Here is a 21,540-nt window from a genome sequence, read left to right as displayed (position 1 = left end):
TTCTTCCTCTTTCTGACGCAGGCTTGCCGCCCACCGCTGTACTGATGAGGCTTAAGCAATTTGCGAACCAACTTTTAAAAACAGGGGAAAGCCCAGGCGGGGCGGGGTTTTGCGGGCAGGCAGCAGGATTTTAAGGACTGGGGATAGTCGAAAAAACGGCGGACTTATGCCGCTTACGGCAAGTACCCGTCTTACGGGTGACAGAGAACCAATGCGGGAGGGGCCGTTGGTTATTTGTCCGCCTTGAGGATTTCGTAATCGCGCAACTTATTGGCGATGGTGGTGTGCGACACCCCCAGGCGCTTGCCCAACTGCCGGCTGCTGGGGTGCTCGGCATAGAGGCTCTCGAGCACCGCCTTCTCGAAGCGCCCCACGATCGCCTCCAAGCCGCCCTCCAGGGAAAAATCGCCAAGGGGTTGGCGCACGCCGTAGTCCGGCAGGCGAATGTGCTCGACCTTGACCGTCCCGCCCTCACACAGCGACACCGCCTGGAACAGCACGTTTTCCAACTGCCGCACATTCCCCGGCCAGTGGTAGTGGCTGAGGCGATCCATCGCGGCAGGTGCCAGCCTGGGCAGCGGGCAGCCAATCTGCCGGCTGGCCTGGTCGAGAAAGTGCTCGACCAGCGGCGCAAGGCCGTCGAGGCATTCGCGCAGGGGCGGGATATGCAAGGACAGCACGTTGAGGCGGTGATAGAGGTCCTGGCGGAATTCGCCACGGGCACAGAGTTCGGACAGGTCCACCTGGGTGGCGCAAATCACCCGCACATCCAGGTACACCTCTTCGTCACTGCCCACGCGCCGAAAGCAGCCGTCCTGCAGGAAGCGCAGCAATTTCACCTGCAAACGCGCACTCATTTCCCCGACGCCATCGAGAAACAACGTACCGCCCGCCGTCAGTTCCAGCAGCCCGAGCTTGCCTTCGGCCCGCGCGCCTTCAAACGCGCCGGGGCCGTAGCCGAACAATTCGGTCTCGGCCATCGACTCGGGCAGCCCGGCGCAGTTGAGCGCCATCAACGGCGATTGCCCGCGTGGGCTGGCCAGGTGGCAGGCGCGCGCCAACAATTCTTTGCCGGTGCCGGTTTCGCCTTCTATTAATAGATGCGCATCCAACGGCGCCATGCGCCGGGCTTCGCGCACCACGGCGGCCATGACCCTGGAGCTTTGGAAGATGCTGTCAAAACCGCGCAGCTCCTGTTTGCGCACGTTGTAGATGCGCTCGCCCACGCGGTCGGCGCGGTGCAGGGTCAATACGGCACCGGCCATGGCTTCGCTATCATCGTGCTCGGAGGATTGCAGCGGCGCGATATCCGCCAGGAACACGTCACCCTTGACCTTGACCCGCAGGCCATTGATCCGCGATTTACTCGCGCGCACCAGTTCCGGCAAATCGAAATCCTCGGCGTAGCGCGACAGTGGAATGCCCGGCACCTCATCCACCCGCACCCCGAGCAGCTGCGCGGCCGCACGGTTGGCGGCGACAATGGAGCCGCCCATGTCGATGGACAGCACCGGAAACTCGAGCGCACCGAGTAGCGCATTGAGTTCCATATGCCGACGTTCACTTGGCATCAGCCCTACCCTTTTGACGCCAAACACCCCGGCAATCGCCTCAAACTGCGGGCGCAGCGCCTGGAATTGCATGTTCACCAGGTTCGGGCAGAACAGGTAAATGGCGTTGCCATGCTCGCCGCCCACCTCACCCTTGGCAACGTTGACGCCGTACTCCACCAGCAGGTTAAGGATGTCCCGCAGGATGCCGATGCGGTTCTGGCAGTGCACTTTGATACGCATGAAAAGGCTCGAAAAGTGGGTAGGCGCCGCGTCTTTTTGTCGCTGGGCGCAGATAGTCGTCAAGATTATGTGACAGCTCGGAGGCTTTTCCCAGCCCAATACGCCAACCAGCCGCGCAACCGTAACGAATACTTTACGAAAATCGGTAATTTTTCCTACATAACCGATGTTGAAGCCGATGGAATCTTGCTCCGCACCGCGTATCAATAGGCTCATCCCAGGACATAACAAGAACGAATGCCTAGCAGGAGAGCCGTATGAAGCAGACGCACTACGTGGCCCGCGAGCCCGATGCGCAAGGTTTTATCCACTACCCGCCGGAAGAACACGCGGTGTGGAACACCCTGATCACCCGCCAGCTGAAAGTGATCGAGGGCCGCGCGTGCCAGGAATACCTGGACGGCATCGACAAGCTCGGCCTGCCCCTGGATCGCATTCCGCAATTGGGCGAGATCAACCAGGTGCTGGCCGCGACCACCGGTTGGCAGGTCGCCCGCGTCCCCGCGCTGATCCCCTTCCAGACGTTCTTCGAATTGCTCGCCAACAAGCAGTTCCCGGTGGCGACCTTTATTCGTACCCGCGAAGAATTGGATTACCTGCAAGAGCCGGATATTTTCCACGAGATCTTTGGCCACTGCCCGCTGCTGACCAACCCGTGGTTCGCCGAATTCACCCACACCTACGGCAAGCTCGGCCTGGCGGCCAGCAAGGAGCAACGGGTGTACCTGGCGCGCCTGTACTGGATGACCATCGAGTTCGGCCTGGTGGATACCCCCGAAGGTCGGCGTATCTACGGTGGCGGGATTTTGTCGTCACCCAAGGAAAGCGTGTACTGCCTGTCGGACGAGCCCGAGCACCAGGCCTTCGATCCGCTGGAAGCGATGCGCACCCCGTACCGCATCGACATCCTGCAACCGCTGTATTTCGTGCTGCCCAACCTCAAGCGCCTGTTCGAAGTGGCGCAGGAAGACATCATGGGCATGGTCGAGCGCGGTATGCAGCTTGGCTTGCACGCCCCGCTCTTTACCCCAAAGGCGGCCCCCCAAACCCAAAGCCGCGTGAACTGTGGCGTTTAAGGCCAGGTGAGTCTGTTCCCTGGCCCCGCGTTGCTTTAGGGTGACGCTACTGACCTTCACCTATTCGAATTCAGGACACCGACCATGACCACCTTGAACCAAGCCCACTGCGAAGCCTGCCGCGCCGATGCCCCGCAAGTCAGCGATGAAGAACTGCCGGTGCTGCTCAAGCAGATCCCCGACTGGAACATCGAGGTACGCGACGGCGTGATGCAGCTGGAAAAGGTTTTCCTGTTCAAGAACTTCAAATTCGCCCTGGCCTTTACCAACGCCATGGGTGAAATCTCCGAAGCCGAAGGCCATCACCCGGGCCTGCTCACCGAATGGGGCAAGGTAACCGTGACTTGGTGGAGCCACTCCATCAAGGGCCTGCACCGCAACGACTTCATCATGGCCGCGCGCACCGACGAAGTGGCCAAGGACGCCGAGGGCCGCAAGTAATGCATTTCGATGCCATAGGCCGTGTACCCGGCGACCCGATCCTCGGCTTGATGGACCTGTATGCCCAGGACGCCAACCCGAACAAGTTCGACCTCGGCGTAGGTGTGTATAAAGACGACCAGGGCCTGACGCCGATTCCAGCTTCGGTGAAGCGCGCCGAACAGCGCCTGGTCGATACCCAGGCGACCAAGACCTATATTGGCGGCCACGGTGATCCAGCCTTCGGCACACTGATCAGCGAACTGGTACTGGGCGCCGACTCCGCCCTGCTGCGCGAACACCGTGCCGGCGCGACTCAAACCCCCGGCGGCACCGGCGCACTGCGCCTGAGCGCCGACTTCATCGCCCACAACTTGCCCGGCCGTGGCGTGTGGTTGAGCGATCCGACCTGGCCAATCCACGAAACCATTTTTGCCAAGGCGGGGATCAAGGTCAGCCACTACCCGTACGTGGGTGCGGATAATCGCCTGGATGTGGCGGCGATGCTGGCGACGCTGGCCACCGTGCCCAGGGGCGACGTGGTGCTGTTGCACGCCTGCTGCCATAACCCGACCGGGTTCGACCTGTCCCAGGATGACTGGCGCCAGGTGCTGCAGATCGTGCGCGAGCGCCAGTTGCTGCCGCTGATCGACTTCGCCTACCAGGGCTTTGGCGACGGCCTGGAGCAGGACGCCTGGGCGGTGCGTTTGTTCGCGGCGGAACTGCCGGAAGTACTGATCACCAGCTCCTGCTCGAAGAACTTCGGCCTCTACCGCGACCGTGTCGGCGCGTTGATCGTGTGCGCGGCGGACGCCGAGAAGCTGACGGATGTACGCAGCCAGTTGGCAAATACCGCGCGCAACCTGTGGTCGACGCCGCCGGACCACGGTGCAGCGGTGGTCGCGACGATCCTGGGTGATGCCGAGCTGAAAAAGCAGTGGAGTGAGGAAGTCGAAGCCATGCGTGCGCGAATCGCGCAGTTGCGTTCCGGACTGGTGGAGGCGTTGGCGCCCCATGGTTTATCGGAGCGGTTTGCGCACATCGGAGCGCAACGTGGGATGTTTTCCTACACCGGTTTGAGTGCCGAGCAGGTGAAGCAACTGCGCGAGAAGCACAGCGTGTATATGGTCAGTTCGGGGCGGGCCAACGTGGCGGGTATTGATGCGACACGCCTGAAACTCCTGGCCGAAGCCATCGCCGACGTATCCCACTGACGAAACCGGGATTGAAAATGTGGGAGGGGGCTTGCTCCCGATGGCAGTGGGTCAGTGACAGGTGTATTGGCTGACACCCCCCCATCGGGAGCAAGCCCCCTCCCACATATTGACCGAGCACACCCCTCAGCTGGCGACCATCTCGGCTTTCAGCAGCGCTTCTTTCGCCTGCGCATCCGCCAAGCGATACAACTCGATACTCCCGTCCCAGTGCTCGATCAACGCCGTGCACGACTCCACCCAATCCCCGCAGTTGAGGTAATCCACCTCGCCCACTTTGCGAATCTCCGCATGGTGGATATGCCCGCACACCACGCCATGCAACTCGCGCTTGGTCACTTCGTGGGCGATGGCTTCTTCAAAATCGCTGATAAAGCTCACGGCGGTTTTGACCTTGTGTTTCAGATACGCCGACAGAGACCAGTAGCCATAGCCGTAACGGGCGCGCCAGTGATTTAACCAGCGGTTCAAGGTGAGGGTGAACTCATAGGCCGAGTCGCCCAGGAACGCCAGCCAGCGGTGGTAACGGGTAATCACATCGAACTGGTCACCGTGGATCACCAGCAGGTGACGACCGTCGGCCGTCACGTGCACGGCCTCATCCACCAGCTGGATATTGCCCAGGATCAGCTTGGAGTAGCGGCGCAGGAACTCGTCGTGGTTGCCGGTGACGTAGATCACTTCGGTACCGCGCTTGGCCATGGTCAGCAGGCGGCGGATCACGTTGGTATGGGCCTGGGGCCAATACATGCCGCCGCGCATTTTCCAGCCGTCGATGATATCCCCCACCAGGTACACCTTGTCGGCGTGGTAGCCCTTGAGGAACTGCGATAAATGTTCGGCCTGGCAATCCCGGGTGCCCAGGTGCACGTCGGAAATCCACAGGGTACGAACCCGCTGCTTGCGGCTGGGTTTGGTGAACTCGGCACTGGTCATGGGCATCCCTCGACGCTGTTTTCGCGAGCTTGCGCCTTGGCGATTAATAGCCCATGACAATCGTGCGTCAGTCTGATGACAACGCTCGCCGACCGCGAAGCGTTGTAGACTGGCGCCTTGCTGCCCAGGAGACCGCGATGAGACCGTCGCTCACGCTACGCCACTACCTCGAAGCGCCCATCGCCCACAGCCATGACCATGCGCAGTTGGTGTTCGGCCTGTCCGGGCACCTGGACCTGGAAGTCGACGGCCTTGGCAGCCAGGTGCGCGAAAGCAGCGTGATGGTGCTGCCCTTCTCCGCCCACCACGCCTGTGGCAGTCGCGATGGCAGCCGCTGCCTGGTGCTGGATGTGCCCACGGAGCATTGGCTGCTGCACTCCCTGGGCGAACACGCCGACGCCAGCCGCCGCCTGCTCGATCAACCGGCACGCCTGGCCTTGGATTCCCGGCAACACCAACTGGTGCAATGGCTGGCGCACAGCCCCGTGGATGACCCACTGATCGTCCAACAGGGTGCGGTGCTGTTGCTGGCCAGCCTCAATCATTCGCAGGCGCCGCCGCTAACGGGCCGTCGCCTGCCGTATGCGGCATTCAATGCGCATATCCAGCGACACGTCGCGCATCCGTTGCAGGTCGCCGATCTGGCGCGTATCGCCGGCCTGTCGGTGGCCCGCCTGCATGCGCGCTTCATCGCCGAGTGCGGGCAGACGCCCATGGATTACATCCGCAGCCGTCGCCTGCAACTGGCCTTGAACCTGCTGCGCGAGACACCGCTGCCCGTCGGTGAAATCGCCGTGCGGGTTGGCTACACCTCACAAAGTGCCTTTGCCGCCGCCATGCTGCGCGAATTTGGCGCCTCTCCCGGCGCGTTGCGGCGCGCCACATAGGGCGAGCCTTGCGCTAAAAATCGCGAGTCCCACGACAGACGCACACACCTGCACCCTCTAGACTGCGAACCTGTCACTCCCGTTGGTTCAAGGATCGCAATGACTCCCCGCTCAGCCCTCGGCGCCCTGCATATCGGCGCACTGATGTTTGGCCTTACCGGCGTTTTCGGCAAGTTGGCGGCCGCGTCCCCGGCCATCATCGTCTTCGGTCGCGCCGCGTTTGCCGTGATTGCCCTGGCAGTGTTTGCACGCTTCGCCAGCAACGCCCCCTGGAAAACCCTGGCGCTGCAGGACTGGCGCCGCCTGCTGGTCAGCGGTGTGTTGCTGGCGGCGCATTGGGTGACGTTCTTCATTGCCGTCAAGGTCGCTGGCGTGGCCGTCGCCACGCTGGGGTTCACCGCATTCCCGGCCTTTACCGTGATCCTCGAAGGGCTGATCTTTCGCGAACGTATTCGCGCCAATGAAATCGTGCTGGTGGCCTTGGTCACCGTTGGCCTGGTGCTGGTGACGCCGGACTTCAACCTCGCCAGCGAAGCCACGGGCGGCCTGCTTTGGGGGATTGTCTCGGGCTTGCTGTTCTCATTGTTGTCGCTGAACAACCGCGCCAGCTCCGGACGGATTCCCGCCGTGCAGGCAGCGCTGTGCCAGAACGTGGTGGTCGCCGTGTGCCTGCTGCCCGTGGCCGCGCCGGGGCTGGCGGACGTTCGCGCGCTGGATTGGTTGTGGATCGGTCTGCTTGGGGTGTTCTGCACGGGCCTGGCCCACAGCCTGTTTGTCGCCAGCCTTGCGGTGATCAAGGCGCGCACCGCCTCGGTGGTGTTCGCCATGGAGCCGGTATACGGCATCACGGTAGCCTGGCTGCTGTTTGCCGAGACGCCGACCCTGCGCATGCTGTCGGGCGGCGCGTTGATCATCGTCGCCATCGTGCTTTCCGGGCTGATGGGCAGCGCCAGCCAGGCCAAACAGCCCGCTGCAGCGGCCTGATCTATACTTTAAACATCCGCAACAGTCAGCCGTCGTTCAACGGATAAAGACTCCTCGACGACAGCCAGGGTGTTTTCTGAAGTTGCTGCACGTGAGTGGTCACTCCATAAACGCGATGCAGGGGTTTCATCATGGAAATGTTCATCAGCTTGTTGGTTCAGATCATCAGCGGTGCCGTCGGTGGCAATTTGGCCGGCATGACCAAACAGAGCCTGGGGACCGGGCTCAATACCATGCTGGGTGGTGTCGGCGGGCTCGTGCTGGGCCAGGTCGTCGCCGCGCTGACCGGCACTTCGGGCGGCGAGGCGCTGGATGTGGCGGCAGTCGGCAGCAATATCGTCGGCGGCGGCGTGGGCGGCCTGGTGCTGACCTGGGTCGTGGGCTTCATCAAAAGCAAGATGGCCGCTAAATAGCGGTGAACTGAGGGGTCACCGTCCTGGTGTGGCGGTGACCTTCATTGCGTACGGTCGTTGTGGCCCAGGTCGCGCTGTGGATCGATCTGGTCGCGCACCCGTTGCTTGAGCACCTTGGCTTCAGGGAATCCACCATCCGCCTTGCGCTCCCAGATTTGCACGCCATCGCAGGTGATGCGAAACGCCCCGCCGGTCGCCGGCTCCAGCGCCACTTTACCCAGGTCCTCGGCAAACGTACTCAGCAGCTCCTGCGCCAACCATGCGGCGCGCAACAGCCACTGGCACTGGGTGCAATAGGTGATAACGATCTCGGGTTTGGTCAACGACATAATTTGACAGGCTCCTGGCGTAACGGGCTCAGCGGATCGGATGGCTATAATACCGGCCTTTATCGCCCAGCCTCGAGATTCATGATGCGCCGCCTGTTGTCCTGCCTGTTTCTGTGCCTGCTCCCTCTTCTCGCCGATGCCGTTGAGACGCCTCGCCCCAAAATCGGCCTGGTACTGTCCGGCGGTGCCGCCCGGGGCCTGGCGCATATCGGCGTGCTCAAGGCGCTCGAGGAACAGGGTATTCATATCGACGCGATCGCCGGCACCAGCATGGGCGCGGTGATTGGCGGGCTGTATGCGTCGGGCTACAAGATCGATGAACTGGAAAAACTGGCGCTGGGCATCGACTGGCAACAGGCGCTGTCCGACGCACCGCCACGGGAAGACGTGCCGTTTCGACGCAAGCAGGATGACCGGGATTTCCTGGTCAAGCAGAAGCTCAGCTTCCGCGATGACGGCAGCCTCGGCCTGCCCCTTGGCGTGATCCAAGGCCAGAACCTGGCGCTGTTGCTGGAAAGCATGTTCGCCCATACCAGCAACACGCGTAATTTCGACAAGCTGCCAATCCCCTTTCGCGCCGTGGCCACCGACATCACCACTGGCGAGAAAGTGGTGTTCAGCAAGGGCCACCTGCCCCAGGTGATCCGAGCGAGCATGTCGATTCCGGCCGTGTTCGCCCCGGTGGAGCTGGATGGCCGGCTGCTGGTGGATGGCGGCATGACCGATAACATCCCACTGGATGTGGCGCGCGAGATGGGCGTGGACATCGCCATCGTGGTCGACATCGGCACCCCCTTGCGTTCACGCAAGCAACTGGCAACGGTGGTGGATGTGCTCAACCAGTCCATCACCCTGATGACCCGGCGCAACTCCGAAGAACAACTCAAAGCCCTGCATCCCAAGGACGTACTGATCCAGCCGCCGCTGGCCGCCTATGGCGTGACGGATTTCGGTCGCGCCAAGGACATGATCGATGCCGGCTACCGTGCCACCCGCGCCCTCGACGTTCGCCTGGCCCATTTGCGCCCCGCCGAGCCGATCGACCCACAACTGGTAGCCGCGCGTACCCCGGGCGAACGCACCCCGGTGATTACCGCGATCAAGGTGGAGAACGACTCGAAAGTCAGCGACGACGTGATCCGCTACTACATCCGCCAACCGTTGGGCCAACCGCTGGAACTTGGCCGCCTGCAGACCGACATGGGCACCCTGTATGGCCTGGATTACTTCGAGCAGGTGCAATACCGCGTGGTGAAAAAGGGCCAGGACAACACCCTGGTGATCAGCGCGCGCGGCAAACGCAGCGGCACCGACTACCTGCGCCTGGGTCTGAACCTGTCGGATGACATGCGCGGCGACAGCGCCTTCAACCTCGGCGCCAGCTACCGCATGAACGGCATCAATCGCCTGGGTGCCGAGTGGCTGACGCGGGTACAGATCGGTGATCGGCAGGAGCTTTACAGCGAGTTCTACCAGCCGATGGACACCGGTTCGCGCTACTTTGTCGCACCGTATATCAGCGCCCAGGCACAGAACGTCGAGCTGATCCTGGACAACGACCCCATCTCCGAATACCGCCTGGAACGCTACGGCTTCGGCCTGAACGTGGGACGCCAGATCGGCAACAGCGGCGAGATCCGCTTCGGTGTCGGCGAGGCCTGGGGCAAGGCGGATGTGCGCATCGGCGACCGCGACCTGCCAAGTGTGAGCTTCAGCGAAGGCTTCTATGAACTGAAGTACTCCTTCGACTCCCTGGATAACGTGTACTTCCCCCACAGCGGCGAGGACATTGGCCTGGCTTTTCGCGAATTCGAACCGGGGTTGGGCTCGGACCAGCGCTATCGACAATGGGAGTTCAAGCTGGACAAGGCCATGAGTCATGGCCCGGACACCCTGGTACTGGGCGGTCGCTACGGGCGCACCCTGGATGATTCGGACGTGGTGATTTCCAGCTTCCTGCTGGGCGGTGCGCGGCAGTTGTCGGGCTTCCGCCAGGATGCGATTTCCGGGCAGAACATCAGCTTGATGCGCGCGGTGTACTACCGCCGGCTGACACCGCGCTCCTACCTGCCGCTGGATTTCCCGCTGTACCTGGGCGCCTCCCTGGAACGCGGCCGCGCGTGGAACAACGACAATGAATTCGACAGCGGCTATATCAACGCAGCGAGTATTTTCCTCGGGTTTGATACGCCGCTGGGGCCGCTGAATTTCAGCTATGGGTTCAACGATGATAATCAGAAGGCGGTGTACCTGAACCTCGGGCAAACCTTCTAACCCCCCCGTTCACGCTCGTGTAGCAGCTGTCGAGCGCAAGCGAGGCTGCGGTGGTCGAATCAGGACTTTTCCAGATTCGCCAGGATGTGCCCATGCACCCGCATGCATACACGCATATCTTCTTCGTCAATGCCCATAAACAGTTCCTGGCGCAAAGCCGTGGCAATAGTCTCGATCTGCTCGATCAACGGCTTGGCGGTGTCACACAGCAGGATGCGTTTGGCGCGACGGTCTTCCACCACGGCCTGGCGTTGCACCAGGCCCTGGCCTTCTAGGCTGTCGAGCAACCGGGCCAGTGTCGGCCCTTCTACGCCGACGCTTTGCGCCAGCTCACGCTGGGTGGGCGCTTCTTCGAAACGAGCCAGGTGCAGCAGCACCAGCCAGCGCGCCTGGGACAGGCCCAGCCCGGCCAAACGGCGGTCGAGCTCAGCGCGCCAACCTCGGGACATTTGCGCCAGCTGCATGCCAAAACGGTGTTGATCGGTTAACGGCATAAAAAACTCATGGTTTAGACTGAAAATAAAGTATGGCTAATTATTAGTCAGCTAAGCATGAGCCATGTCACTAGGCAAGACTTGCTATGTACTGATTCGTTACATTGACGTAATTGGCACACTAAATTTCGAATTCAGACTGCAAAGCGGCCCGCACGCAGTACAAAACCCCTTCAGGTACACGCCCGGCAAACAGCGGTGCAATCTCCGCAACCGGTGGCAATTCGCCTTCTCCGTCGAGGAATGCGTCCTGGATTTCGCCGAGCAAATCTTCCGGCAAATCAAGGGCCTGCTCCAGGGACAACTGCTGCTTGCCGATGGATTCGGCCAGCAAGGTATAGACGTTTTTCTCCGAGCATTGCAACTGGCCGGCGATCTGGACCGGGGTCATGCCGGCGCGTGCCAAACTGATCAGTTCATGGCGAATATCGGCGATTTCCTTCGGTGCTTCGACCTGACCACCGAGCACTTCGAGGAACGCCTGGCCGTAGCGCTCCAGCTTACGCGCACCGACGCCGCTGACCCGGGCCATTTCGGCCATGGTGGTGGGCTGCTCGCGCAGCATTTCCAGCAAAGTGGAGTCGGGGAAAATAACGTACGGCGGCACGCTGTGTTCCTGGGCCAGTTTGCGTCGCAGGGTACGCAGGGCTTCCCACTGCTCACGTTCTTCACCCCGGACAAGCTGGCTGGCCTGGCTGGTGCTGGTCTTGGCGGTAGTCTGCGGCTTGAGGTCGCGGCGCAGCTCCAGGCTCACCTCGCCCTTGAGCAGCGGCCGGCAACTGTCGTTCAGGCGCAGGCCGCCATACCCTTCGATATCGATGTCCACCAGGCCACGCGCAACCATCTGCCGGAACAGCGAACGCCACTCACCTTCGGCACGGGCCTTGCCGACACCATAGACCGAGAGTTTTTCGTGGCCGAAGCTGCGCACTTTTTCGTTGTCCTTGCCCAGCAACACATCCACCAGATGGCCTACGCCATAACGCTGGCCGGTTCGGTAGATCGTCGACAGTGCCTGGCGGGCCGGCTCGGTGGCGTCCCAGGTCTGTACACCATCAATGCAGTTATCGCAGTGGCCGCACGGTTGCGGCATGTCCTCGTCGAAGTACGCCAGCAAGGTCTGGCGGCGGCAGCGGGTCTCTTCACACAACGAGAGCATCGCGTCGAGCTTGTGCTGCTCCAGGCGTTTATGGCGTTCATCGCCTTCGGAGTTCTGCAACATCTGCTTGAGCATCACCACGTCCTGAAGGCCGTAGACCATCCAGGCATCGGCCGGCAGGCCATCACGACCGGCACGCCCAGTCTCCTGGTAATAGGCCTCAAGGGACTTGGGCAGGTCCATATGGGCCACGAAGCGCACGTTGGATTTGTCGATGCCCATGCCGAACGCGATGGTGGCCACCATGATCAAGCCTTCCTCGTTGAGGAAGCGTTTCTGGTGGGCAGAGCGCGTATCGTTGGGCAGGCCGGCGTGGTACGGCAGCGCCGGATAGCCCTGCTCGCAGAGGAATGCAGCCACTTCATCGACCTTCTTGCGCGACAGGCAATAGACAATGCCCGCATCGCTGCGTCGCTCCGAAAGGAACGCCAGCAGCTGCTTGCGAGGCTGCTCCTTGGGCACGATGCGGTAGAAAATATTCGGCCGGTCGAAGCTCGACAGGAAGCGCTCGGCGTTCTGCAGGTGCAGACGCTCGACGATTTCTTCACGAGTGCGCTTGTCGGCGGTGGCGGTCAGGGCGATGCGGGGAACGTCCGGGAACAGCTCCGCCAGTTGACCGAGCTGCAAATATTCGCGACGAAAATCATGCCCCCATTGCGATACGCAGTGGGCTTCGTCGATGGCGAACAGGGCAATTTCCAGGCTCTGCAAAAACGCCAGCATGCGCGGTTGCACCAGGCGCTCAGGTGCAAGGTAGAGCATCTTCACTTCACCGCGCTTGATCCGCGCGGCCAGGTCGCGTTGCTGCTCGGCACTGAGGGTGGAGTTCAACGCAGCGGCAGCGACGCCGAGCTCTTCCAGGGTCGCGACCTGGTCATCCATCAACGCGATCAGCGGCGACACCACCACCGCCAGCCCGTTGCGCAACAACGCCGGTACCTGGAAGCACAACGACTTGCCGCCGCCGGTAGGCATCAGGACCAGCGCATCACCACCCTTGGCCACGCGCTCAATGATCGCACCCTGGCGGCCACGAAAACTGTCGTAGCCGAAGATGTCCTTGAGGACGCGTTGAGCCTGATCGAGCATGTATAACTCCAACAAAATAGTGCCGAAATCCCTCTGTACAGGCTGGCCGAAAAACTTCGGTTTCACGGAAAATAATCCGTAAGCGAAGTTTTCTCGGCCTGGCGCTTGGCCTGCAGGGGCATCACAAAACGCGGCAGTATACCCGAGCGTCATCCGGCAAAGGGCGCCGCTGACGAATTGCAGCCTGTCTCAAAAACCTGGCAAATATGCATGCCGACTGGCTTGGGCGCGCAAGAAAGCCTAGAATTCAGCATCGTTTATTCCCAAGGTAGTCCTTCAATGTCCTTCGCTGAGCAACTAACCCGCCTGCAAGCCTTCCTCGACGCCGATGAGCTGCATGACGAGGCGCTGGACTACGTGGCCGCCCACGGCTACCTGACCGCCCTGTCGATCTGCTCCGAGGTCGTTCCCGACCGTGAATGGATCGACGCGCTGTTCGCCGAAGAACCGCACTACGCCGACGCCGCACAGCGCGAAGAAATCGAATCCACCCTGCTGGCCCTCAAGGCCCACATCGGTCGCCAACTGGCTTCCGATGAGGAATTCGAGCTGCCGTGCGAACTGGACCTCGGCGAAGAGCCGGACGACTCCGACCTGCGCGGCTGGTGCATCGGCTTCATGGAAGGCGTGTTCCTGCGCGAAGCTGCCTGGTTCGAATCCGCCGAGGAAGAAGTCAGCGAAATGCTGCTGCCGATCATGGTCGGCTCGGGGCTGTTTGAGGAAGAAGCTGAATTTTCCGACATCGCCGCCGACGCCAACCTGATGGACGACATGATCGTACAGATCCCGGAAGCGCTGACCGCCCTGTACCTGCTGTGCAACGCTCCTGACGAAAAACCGGCGATCCTCAAGCCACGTCACCACTGAGTCGCCTGCCCGTGACACCCATGGGCAATCGCTCGCTGCTCCTGCGTTACGTGCTGCTGGCCATCGGCTGGCTGAGCGTAGCGTTGGGAGTGATCGGTATTTTCCTGCCGGTCTTGCCGACCACACCCTTCCTTCTTCTCGCTGCCGCCTGCTTCGCTCGAAGCTCCCCGCGTTTCTACCAGTGGCTGGTGGAACACCCGCGCCTGGGCCCTTGGATTCGTGATTACCTGGACGGCAACGGCATTCCACTCAAGGGCAAGGTCTACGCCATCGGCCTGATGTGGCTGAGTATCGGTTTTTCCTGCTACCTGGTACCGCTGCCATGGGCCCGCGGGTTCATGCTGACCAGCGCCGTGCTGGTGACAATCTACATCCTGCGCCAGAAAACCCTGCCACCGCGCTAAGCGCCCACTGCGACATTAGATCCCACACGACCTTGGTCGACACTGACTAACCCCAGGCATCATGCGAGACTGTCCAACCGGGCCCGGAATGCCTGGGTGTTCTCATGCTCGGAGTTACCATGACGTTGTCCAGCGGGCTGATCGCCGCCGTTGCCCTGGCCTATATGGCCATTATGTTTGCCATCGCCTTCTACGGTGACCGTCGCCGCGCGCCGCTGCCGCCGCGCATGCGTGCCTGGGTCTATAGCCTGTCGCTGGCCGTCTACTGCACCAGTTGGACCTTCTTCGGGGCCGTAGGCCAGGCCGCCGAACAACTGTGGGCGTTTTTACCGATCTACCTGGGACCGGTGCTGCTACTGGTGTTGGCACCCTGGGTGCTGCAGAAGATGATCCTGATCAGCAAGCAGGAAAACATCACCTCCATCGCCGACTTTATCGCTGCACGCTATGGCAAATCCCAGTCCCTGGCGGTGGTGGTCGCGCTGATCTGCCTGGTGGGCGTGCTGCCTTATATCGCCCTGCAACTCAAAGGCATCGTGCTGGGGGTCAACCTGCTGATTGGCGCTGGCGCGGACACCACCGGCACCCGCGCCCAGGACACCGCGTTGATCGTGTCCCTGGTGCTGGCGTTGTTCACCATTGTGTTCGGTACCCGCAACTTGGACGCCACGGAGCACCACCGTGGCATGGTCTTGGCGATTGCATTTGAGTCCCTGGTCAAGCTGTTCGCGTTTCTCGCAGTCGGCGCGTTTGTGACCTACGGCCTATATGACGGTTTCGGCGACCTGTTCAGCCAGGCAATGCTCGCACCACGCCTGGAGGAATACTGGAAGGAAACCATCAACTGGCCGTCGATGGTGGTGCAAACCGGCGTCGCCATGATGGCGATCATCTGCTTGCCTCGACAGTTTCATGTGACGGTCGTGGAAAACATCGACCCACAGGATTTGCGCCTGGCCAAGTGGGTGTTCCCGGCCTACCTGATCCTCGCCGCACTTTTCGTAGTGCCGATCGCCCTGGGCGGCAAAATGATGCTGCCTGGCTCGGTGCTGCCGGACTCCTACGTGATCAGCCTACCCATGGCCGAAGCCCATCCGGCCCTCGCCGTGCTGGCGTTTATCGGCGGTGCGTCGGCGGCCACCGGCATGGTGATCGTGGCGAGCATCGCGTTGTCGACCATGGTCTCCAACGACATGCTGCTGCCCTGGCTGCTGCGCCGTTCCAGCGCAGAGCGACCGTTCGAAGTGTTCCGCCACTGGATGCTGTCGGTGCGCCGGGTCAGCATCGTGATCATCCTGCTGCTGGCGTATGTCAGCTACCGCCTGCTGGGCTCCACCGCAAGCCTGGCGACCATCGGCCAGATCGCCTTTGCCGCCGTGACCCAACTGGCCCCGGCCATGCTCGGCGCGCTGTACTGGAAACAGGCCAACCGCCGTGGCGTGTTTGCGGGGCTGGCAGCAGGTACATTCCTGTGGTTCTACACCTTGGTCCTACCGGTTACCGCGAAAAGCCTGGGTTGGTCCCTCACCCTTTTCCCGGGGCTGACGTGGATGCATTCGCACCCGCTCGGTTTGTCCGTCACCTCACTGACCTTGGGCACGGTGTTCTCCCTCGCAGGTAACTTCACGCTGTTCGTGTGGGTGTCGATGCTGTCGCGCACGCGCGTGTCGGAACACTGGCAAGCCGGGCGTTTTATCGGCCAGGAAATCAGTCAGCGCGCGAGTGCACGCTCGATGCTGTCGGTACAGATCAGCGACCTGCTCAGCCTGGCCGCGCGTTTTGTCGGTGAAGAACGGGCCCAACAGAGTTTTATCCGCTTCGCCTATCGCCAGGGCAAAGGCTTTAACCCCAACCAGAATGCCGACAACGACTGGATCGCCCACACCGAACGCTTGCTGGCCGGTGTACTCGGTGCATCTTCGACTCGGGCCGTGGTGAAAGCGGCGATCGAAGGGCGGGAAATGCAACTGGAGGATGTCGTACGCATCGCCGACGAAGCGTCCGAAGTGTTGCAATTCAATCGCGCATTGCTGCAAGGCGCCATCGAGAACATCACCCAGGGTATCAGTGTGGTGGACCAGTCCCTCAAGCTGGTGGCCTGGAACCGGCGCTATCTGGAATTGTTCAATTACCCGGACGGGCTGATCAGCGTAGGCCGACCGATTGCCGACATCATTCGCTACAACGCCGAGCGCGGCCTGTGCGGGCCGGGCGAAGCCGAGGTGCACGTGGCGCGCCGCCTGCACTGGATGCGCCAGGGCCGCGCGCATACGTCAGAGCGCCTGTTCCCGAATGGACGGGTGATCGAGCTGATCGGCAACCCGATGCCCGGCGGCGGCTTCGTCATGAGCTTCACCGACATTACCGCGTTCCGCGAGGCCGAGCAGGCACTCACCGAGGCCAACGAAGGCCTCGAACAACGGGTGACCGAGCGCACCCACGAACTGTCGCAGCTCAATGTGGCGCTCACCGATGCCAAGGGCGTCGCCGAGTCCGCCAGCCAGTCGAAGACCCGCTTCCTCGCGGCGGTCAGCCATGACCTGATGCAGCCGTTGAACGCCGCACGCCTGTTCTCCGCCGCCCTCTCCCACCAGAACGACGGCCTGTCCAGCGAGGCACGGCAACTGGTGCAGCATCTGGACAGCTCGCTGCGCTCTGCCGAAGACCTGATCAGCGACCTGCTGGATATCTCCCGCCTGGAAAACGGCAAGATCAATCCGCAGCGCCAGCCTTTCGTACTCAATGAGTTGTTCGATACCCTCGGCGCCGAATTCAAGGCCCTGGCCCAAGAGCAGGGCTTGCGCTTCCGCCTGCGGGGCAGCCGCTTGCGCGTCGACAGCGACATCAAGCTGCTACGGCGGATTTTGCAGAATTTCCTGACCAACGCTTTCCGGTATTCCGATGGCTCGGTGCTGCTCGGCGTACGCCGGCGCAAGGGCGAGCTGTGCCTGGAAGTCTGGGACCGTGGCCCCGGTATCCCGCAGGATAAACAGAAGGTGATCTTCGAAGAGTTCAAGCGCTTGGACAGCCACCAGACCCGCGCCGAGAAAGGCCTGGGCCTGGGCCTCGCGATTGCCGACGGCCTGTGCCGAGTGCTGGACCATCGTCTGAGCGTGCGCTCATGGCCCGGCAAGGGCAGCGTGTTCAGCGTACGCGTGCCGCTGGCGCGCAACCAGGCCAGCCCGCAAGTCAAAGCAGTACATGAAAACGGCCTGCCCTTGAGCGGCGCGCAAGTGCTCTGCGTGGATAACGAAGAGAGCATTCTGATCGGTATGCGCAGCCTGCTGACACGCTGGGGCTGTGAGGTGTGGACCGCCACCGATCAGGCGCAATGTGCGGCGCTGCTGGAGCAAGGCATACGCCCGCAACTGGCGCTGGTGGATTACCACCTCGATCACGGTGAGACCGGTACCGAGTTGATGGGCTGGCTGCGTACACAAATGGCGGAGCCGATCCCCGGCGTGGTCATCAGTGCCGACGGCCGCCCGGAGATGGTGGCAGAGGTGCATGCGGCGGGGTTGGATTACCTTGCCAAGCCGGTGAAGCCAGCAGCTTTACGGGCGTTGCTGAGCCGACACTTACCTCTATAAACCGGATGTACCCAGTCAAAATGTGGGAGGGGGCTTGCCCCCGATAGCGGAGCATCAGTCACACCATCTGTGCCTGATCCACTGCAATCGGGAGCAAGCCCCCTCCCACCTCTCGGAATGTGTTTATTCGGGAAGGTGCGCCACGCCGTCGGCGTCGGTCATCGCCCGCTCCAGCAAATCCGCCGGCAGGCTTTTGCTGGCACGCGCACCGAGCAACTTTAATTGCTCGGTGCGACTGACCAGGTTTCCACGCCCATCTGTCAGCTTGTTCCGCGCCGCGCTGTAAGCCTTGTCCAATTGCTGTAGACGATTGCCCACTTCGTCCAGATCCTGGATAAACAGCACGAACTTGTCGTACAGCCACCCGGCGCGTTCGGCAATTTCGCGGGCGTTCTGGCTTTGGCGCTCCTGCTTCCACAGGCTGTCGATTACCCGCAGGGTGGCGAGCAGCGTCGTTGGGCTGACGATCACGATATGACGGTCGAAAGCCTCTTGGAACAGATTCGGTTCGGCCTGCAAGGCCGCGGAAAAAGCGGCTTCGATCGGCACGAACAACAACACGAAATCCAGGCTGTGCAGGCCTTCCAGGCGTTTGTAATCCTTACCGGCCAAACCTTTGACGTGATTGCGCAGCGACAGCACGTGCTGTTTCAAGGCCGTCTGGCCGATGACCTCATCATCGGCTGCGACATACTGCTGGTAAGCGGTCAGGCTGACTTTGGAGTCCACCACGACCTGCTTGTCGCCAGGCAACATGATCAGCACATCCGGCTGGAAACGCTCGCCGTCCGGGCCCTTGAGGCTGACCTGGGTCTGGTACTCGCGGCCCTTCTCCAGGCCGGCGTGCTCCAGCACGCGCTCGAGGATCAGCTCACCCCAGTTGCCCTGGGTTTTCTGGCCCTTGAGGGCGCGGGTCAGGTTGGTGGCTTCGTCTGACAGACGCAGGTTCAGTTGCTGCAGGCGCTCAAGCTCCTTGGCCAGGGAAAAGCGCTCGCGAGCCTCGTTCTGATAGCTCTCTTCGACGCGTTTTTCGAAGGACTGGATGCGTTCCTTCAAGGGATCGAGCAACTGGCCAAGGCGCTCCTGGCTGTTCTCGGCAAAGCGCTGCTCACGCTCATCAAAGATCTTGCCGGCCAGCTCAGCGAACTGCGCACGCAATTCGTCCCGCGAGCCTTGCAGGTCGGCGAGGCGCTGCTGATGGCTTTCCTGCTGCTCGCGCAGTTCGGCGCGCAAGGCGGCCGACAATGCATCAAGGCGGCGCAATTCGGTTTCCTTGGCGCTGCGGTCAAGGTTCCAGGCGTGGGCGGCGTCGCGGGCGTTATCGCGGTCGATCTGCAACAGCTCGACCTCCCGGCGCACGGCAGCGAGGTCCGCTTGCTTGGCGGCATTGGCCTGGCTCAGATCGCTGATTTCATCGCGGCTGGCATCCAATTGAGCGGTGAGGCCTTCCTGGGCCAGTTGCGCAGTGGCCAGGCGCTCTTCGAGCAGTTCCCAGCCGGTGGTCCGCGCGGTCAACCGCCGTTGAATCTGCCAGCACACCGCCAATAAAGGCACTGCGGCGCCAGCCAGGCCCAGGGCAATACTGGTCCAGTCAAAAACCATAGCCATTTCTGCCATCACCGAAAAGGAGCAAGGTTAACTAAGCGTAGAGCGTGAGGACAGCTCAGTCTTCGACCTGACCCAGTTCTCGTTGGGCACGGCGGTCACCGGCACGGGCGGCCAGGCGCAGCAGATCGTGGCCGATGCGGCGGTCGCGGGCGTTGCCGCACTCACGGCACATCAATTGGCCCAGGCGGCTTTGCGCAGCCACTACGCCCTCACGGGCCGGCTGCTTGAGCAAGCGCCCGGCGAAGTGTTTGACGTTGGTGCTGTGCCCCAGGCGTGGGCTGTCGAGCAACCACAGGGCGACCTTCAAAGAAAAACGCTTGGGCGCGGTAACAGTCTGGGGGATGTCGGTAACAGAAGGTGATACTGAGCGAAACTTCATAAAGCACTGTGGGACAGAACGGAAGGCGCGCCACTCTACTCTTTTTTTCGTACAGGTAAAGCTGAAAAAACCCTGCACGCCCGTTCTAGAGCAAGCGCTCGGGACAATCCACAGAAGCTGTGGATAACTCAGTGGACAACCAGCCTTTAACTCGCGCAAACGCCCATGGAACGGGGCCCGCAGTCAAACTGACGATTTTTTCACCAATAAAAAAAAGCCAGATTTTTCATTGACTTAAATTTCCATTGCAGGCAAATGGCGGCCTTGTCCAGCAATTGACAGCCCGGTTACACACGCCGCAACTAATGTGCACAAGTACCGATCCGATGGTTATATCCCCGGCTTTTTTTGAAGCGACAGCCTTCAAAAATGTTACCGCCGAAGCAAAACAGGGACTTTTCAAATCTTTTCAGGCTCGCCACACTGCCCGACGGACAACGCAAGGCTGAGTGGGCTGATGAAAGGAATTCTATTATTCGCCGTGTTGTTACTGGCCATCTGCGCCATTTCATTAGGGATCAATGTCGCGCTGCCATCCCCGGATGGGGCGTTGTTTGCCATCGCCATCCTGCTATCGGCCGCTTTCACCGCCGCGAGCGTGTGCATCGAGCTGGGTGAAGGACGTGTCGATGACATGGGCGATGTGATGAAGATGGTCGAGACCGGCCAATCCTTGCGCCTGACCCTGGCCGCCTATGGGCTGGGTTGTTCCCTGGCCGCCGCCGTCACGGTGCTGGTGTATCGCGGCCTGCTGGGCGGTTGATTGCAGTTTTTGATTAACGCGCTTCCATTACCTGTTTCAATCCGTTACTATCCGCAGCGTTAGTACCAAGCTGAAAGTCAATTCTGGTCGAACAACTCCCCTGAACAACACGGGATCGACCACCTCGATGGTTTCCAGGTATCACTTGCGACGACACTGCCTTTGAACAAGCAAAGGGTGCCGCGAAGTTTCCATACTCTGACCGAACCAACCTGCAAATTGATCAGGATCTTCACCCCGGGCCCAGAACCTTTGCCCTTGTTGTGTTGCCTGCCCTCCTAAGTACCTACCTGCCAGCCCAAGCGCGCCTAACTTATTAGCGCTTCAAACTGGCTGCTTTGTTCCAGTCAGGTTCTTCGTTTGATCAATGGTGATCAACGTTACTGGAACGTTTTAACGTTGCACGGTTCTTATCCGTGTCATTTGTAGGAACACCAATAATATGTCCGCTATCCACACTCAGGATGCCATTCGCACCCTCACCAACGCTTTTGCTCCAATGAACTGCCTGATCATGGCCGCTCGCAAAGGCTGCTTCAGCTTCACCCTGGTCAACGAACACGGCATCGCTCGTCACAGCGAACGCCTGTACCCCGATCAATACTCCAGCGCTGAACCGCTGCAGGCCGTGATCGAGCGTACCCGTCAGGCACTGGTTGCCTGATCGACCCGAGTCGCTGAAACACAAAAAACCCTGTTTAAAACACAGGGTTTTTTATTGCCCGAAATTCGTACCCTGAGCCTTTGTACTAAGTTCAAATCGATATAAACGTTATAACTGGATGAGGAAGATGTTTTAAAAACAGTCTTTTACATCATGAATATGACACTACACTTCAACTCAAGCGGCATGATCCGCTT

At 61.1% G+C, this 21,540-nt stretch carries 19 protein-coding genes; 12 read left to right on the top strand and 7 right to left on the bottom strand.

Going from position 1 to position 21,540, the window contains the following annotated elements:
* Nucleotides 1-230 precede the first annotated feature (230 nt).
* Complete coding sequence (locus HCF10_RS24545; protein WP_167656590.1) at nucleotides 231-1,793, bottom strand: sigma-54-dependent transcriptional regulator; 1,563 nt, start codon at nucleotides 1,791-1,793, stop codon at nucleotides 231-233.
* A 257-nt stretch (nucleotides 1,794-2,050) separates the two neighbouring features.
* On the opposite strand from HCF10_RS24545, the gene phhA reads away from it, so the two are divergent.
* From phhA to HCF10_RS24530, 3 genes are all read left to right on the top strand, one after another.
* Nucleotides 2,051-2,869: a phenylalanine 4-monooxygenase gene (phhA, locus tag HCF10_RS24540; protein WP_131698589.1), complete on the top strand. Its 819-nt coding sequence runs from the start codon at nucleotides 2,051-2,053 to the stop codon at nucleotides 2,867-2,869.
* 84 nt (nucleotides 2,870-2,953) lie between these two features.
* The gene (locus HCF10_RS24535; protein WP_010208721.1) at nucleotides 2,954-3,310 is read left to right on the top strand and encodes a 4a-hydroxytetrahydrobiopterin dehydratase; all 357 of its coding nucleotides are present in this window, start codon (nucleotides 2,954-2,956) and stop codon (nucleotides 3,308-3,310) included.
* Complete coding sequence (locus HCF10_RS24530) at nucleotides 3,310-4,503, top strand: amino acid aminotransferase (RefSeq protein WP_167656589.1); 1,194 nt, start codon at nucleotides 3,310-3,312, stop codon at nucleotides 4,501-4,503. Before HCF10_RS24535 ends, HCF10_RS24530 begins: the two co-directional genes overlap by 1 nt.
* 126 nt (nucleotides 4,504-4,629) lie before the next feature.
* On the opposite strand, the gene HCF10_RS24525 is transcribed toward HCF10_RS24530, so the two are convergent.
* Nucleotides 4,630-5,439: a UDP-2,3-diacylglucosamine diphosphatase gene (locus HCF10_RS24525; protein ID WP_053133181.1), complete on the bottom strand. Its 810-nt coding sequence runs from the start codon at nucleotides 5,437-5,439 to the stop codon at nucleotides 4,630-4,632.
* Between the two features lie 137 nt (nucleotides 5,440-5,576).
* On the opposite strand from HCF10_RS24525, the gene HCF10_RS24520 reads away from it, so the two are divergent.
* The 3 genes from HCF10_RS24520 to HCF10_RS24510 all read left to right on the top strand — a co-directional run bounded on the left by HCF10_RS24520 (nucleotide 5,577) and on the right by HCF10_RS24510 (nucleotide 7,723).
* Complete coding sequence (locus tag HCF10_RS24520) at nucleotides 5,577-6,326, top strand: helix-turn-helix transcriptional regulator (protein ID WP_131698592.1); 750 nt, start codon at nucleotides 5,577-5,579, stop codon at nucleotides 6,324-6,326.
* 99 nt (nucleotides 6,327-6,425) lie between these two features.
* Entirely contained in the window at nucleotides 6,426-7,310 is an 885-nt protein-coding gene (locus tag HCF10_RS24515; protein ID WP_145336977.1) for a DMT family transporter, read from the top strand.
* 131 nt (nucleotides 7,311-7,441) lie between these two features.
* Nucleotides 7,442-7,723 (top strand): hypothetical protein, encoded by a 282-nt coding sequence (locus HCF10_RS24510; RefSeq protein WP_027603827.1) that lies wholly within the window; start codon nucleotides 7,442-7,444, stop codon nucleotides 7,721-7,723.
* Between the two features lie 41 nt (nucleotides 7,724-7,764).
* Here HCF10_RS24510 and HCF10_RS24505 read toward each other — a convergent pair whose 3' ends face one another.
* Complete coding sequence (locus HCF10_RS24505) at nucleotides 7,765-8,052, bottom strand: SelT/SelW/SelH family protein (protein WP_131698594.1); 288 nt, start codon at nucleotides 8,050-8,052, stop codon at nucleotides 7,765-7,767.
* Between the two features lie 84 nt (nucleotides 8,053-8,136).
* Here HCF10_RS24505 and HCF10_RS24500 point away from each other — a divergent pair, with 84 nt between their 5' ends.
* Nucleotides 8,137-10,326 (top strand): patatin-like phospholipase family protein, encoded by a 2,190-nt coding sequence (locus HCF10_RS24500; RefSeq protein WP_065924938.1) that lies wholly within the window; start codon nucleotides 8,137-8,139, stop codon nucleotides 10,324-10,326.
* A 59-nt stretch (nucleotides 10,327-10,385) separates the two neighbouring features.
* Here HCF10_RS24500 and HCF10_RS24495 read toward each other — a convergent pair whose 3' ends face one another.
* Both HCF10_RS24495 and recQ read right to left on the bottom strand, forming a co-directional pair.
* The gene (locus HCF10_RS24495; protein WP_131698596.1) at nucleotides 10,386-10,820 is read right to left on the bottom strand and encodes a MarR family transcriptional regulator; all 435 of its coding nucleotides are present in this window, start codon (nucleotides 10,818-10,820) and stop codon (nucleotides 10,386-10,388) included.
* A gap of 121 nt (nucleotides 10,821-10,941) precedes the next feature.
* Nucleotides 10,942-13,068: a DNA helicase RecQ gene (gene recQ, locus HCF10_RS24490; RefSeq protein WP_131698597.1), complete on the bottom strand. Its 2,127-nt coding sequence runs from the start codon at nucleotides 13,066-13,068 to the stop codon at nucleotides 10,942-10,944.
* Between the two features lie 279 nt (nucleotides 13,069-13,347).
* On the opposite strand from recQ, the gene HCF10_RS24485 reads away from it, so the two are divergent.
* The 3 genes from HCF10_RS24485 to HCF10_RS24475 all read left to right on the top strand — a co-directional run bounded on the left by HCF10_RS24485 (nucleotide 13,348) and on the right by HCF10_RS24475 (nucleotide 17,929).
* Nucleotides 13,348-13,935: a UPF0149 family protein gene (locus HCF10_RS24485; protein WP_167656588.1), complete on the top strand. Its 588-nt coding sequence runs from the start codon at nucleotides 13,348-13,350 to the stop codon at nucleotides 13,933-13,935.
* Nucleotides 13,936-13,955: 20 nt separating this feature from the next.
* Nucleotides 13,956-14,339, top strand: coding sequence for a YbaN family protein (locus tag HCF10_RS24480; RefSeq protein ID WP_027603821.1), 384 nt, complete (start codon nucleotides 13,956-13,958; stop codon nucleotides 14,337-14,339).
* Between the two features lie 119 nt (nucleotides 14,340-14,458).
* Nucleotides 14,459-17,929, top strand: a complete 3,471-nt coding sequence (locus tag HCF10_RS24475) for a hybrid sensor histidine kinase/response regulator (RefSeq protein ID WP_131698599.1) — start codon at nucleotides 14,459-14,461, stop codon at nucleotides 17,927-17,929.
* A 123-nt stretch (nucleotides 17,930-18,052) separates the two neighbouring features.
* Here the strand turns inward: HCF10_RS24475 and rmuC are convergent, their stop codons facing one another.
* The gene (gene rmuC, locus HCF10_RS24470; RefSeq protein WP_167656617.1) at nucleotides 18,053-19,417 is read right to left on the bottom strand and encodes a DNA recombination protein RmuC; all 1,365 of its coding nucleotides are present in this window, start codon (nucleotides 19,415-19,417) and stop codon (nucleotides 18,053-18,055) included.
* Between the two features lie 175 nt (nucleotides 19,418-19,592).
* Nucleotides 19,593-19,916 (bottom strand): hypothetical protein, encoded by a 324-nt coding sequence (locus tag HCF10_RS24465; RefSeq protein WP_065940585.1) that lies wholly within the window; start codon nucleotides 19,914-19,916, stop codon nucleotides 19,593-19,595.
* 457 nt (nucleotides 19,917-20,373) lie between these two features.
* Here HCF10_RS24465 and HCF10_RS24460 point away from each other — a divergent pair, with 457 nt between their 5' ends.
* Both HCF10_RS24460 and HCF10_RS24455 read left to right on the top strand, forming a co-directional pair.
* Nucleotides 20,374-20,679 carry a hypothetical protein gene (locus tag HCF10_RS24460; protein WP_131698600.1) on the top strand — a complete coding sequence of 102 codons (306 nt, stop codon included), beginning with the start codon at nucleotides 20,374-20,376 and terminating at the stop codon, nucleotides 20,677-20,679.
* Between the two features lie 442 nt (nucleotides 20,680-21,121).
* Nucleotides 21,122-21,343: a hypothetical protein gene (locus HCF10_RS24455; protein WP_010563939.1), complete on the top strand. Its 222-nt coding sequence runs from the start codon at nucleotides 21,122-21,124 to the stop codon at nucleotides 21,341-21,343.
* The last annotated feature ends 197 nt before the right edge of the window (nucleotides 21,344-21,540 follow it).

It is taken from the genome of Pseudomonas sp. B14(2022) (assembly GCF_012030485.1).
Taxonomy (GTDB): domain Bacteria; phylum Pseudomonadota; class Gammaproteobacteria; order Pseudomonadales; family Pseudomonadaceae; genus Aquipseudomonas.
This window is presented reverse-complemented; position numbering and strand designations above follow the sequence as displayed.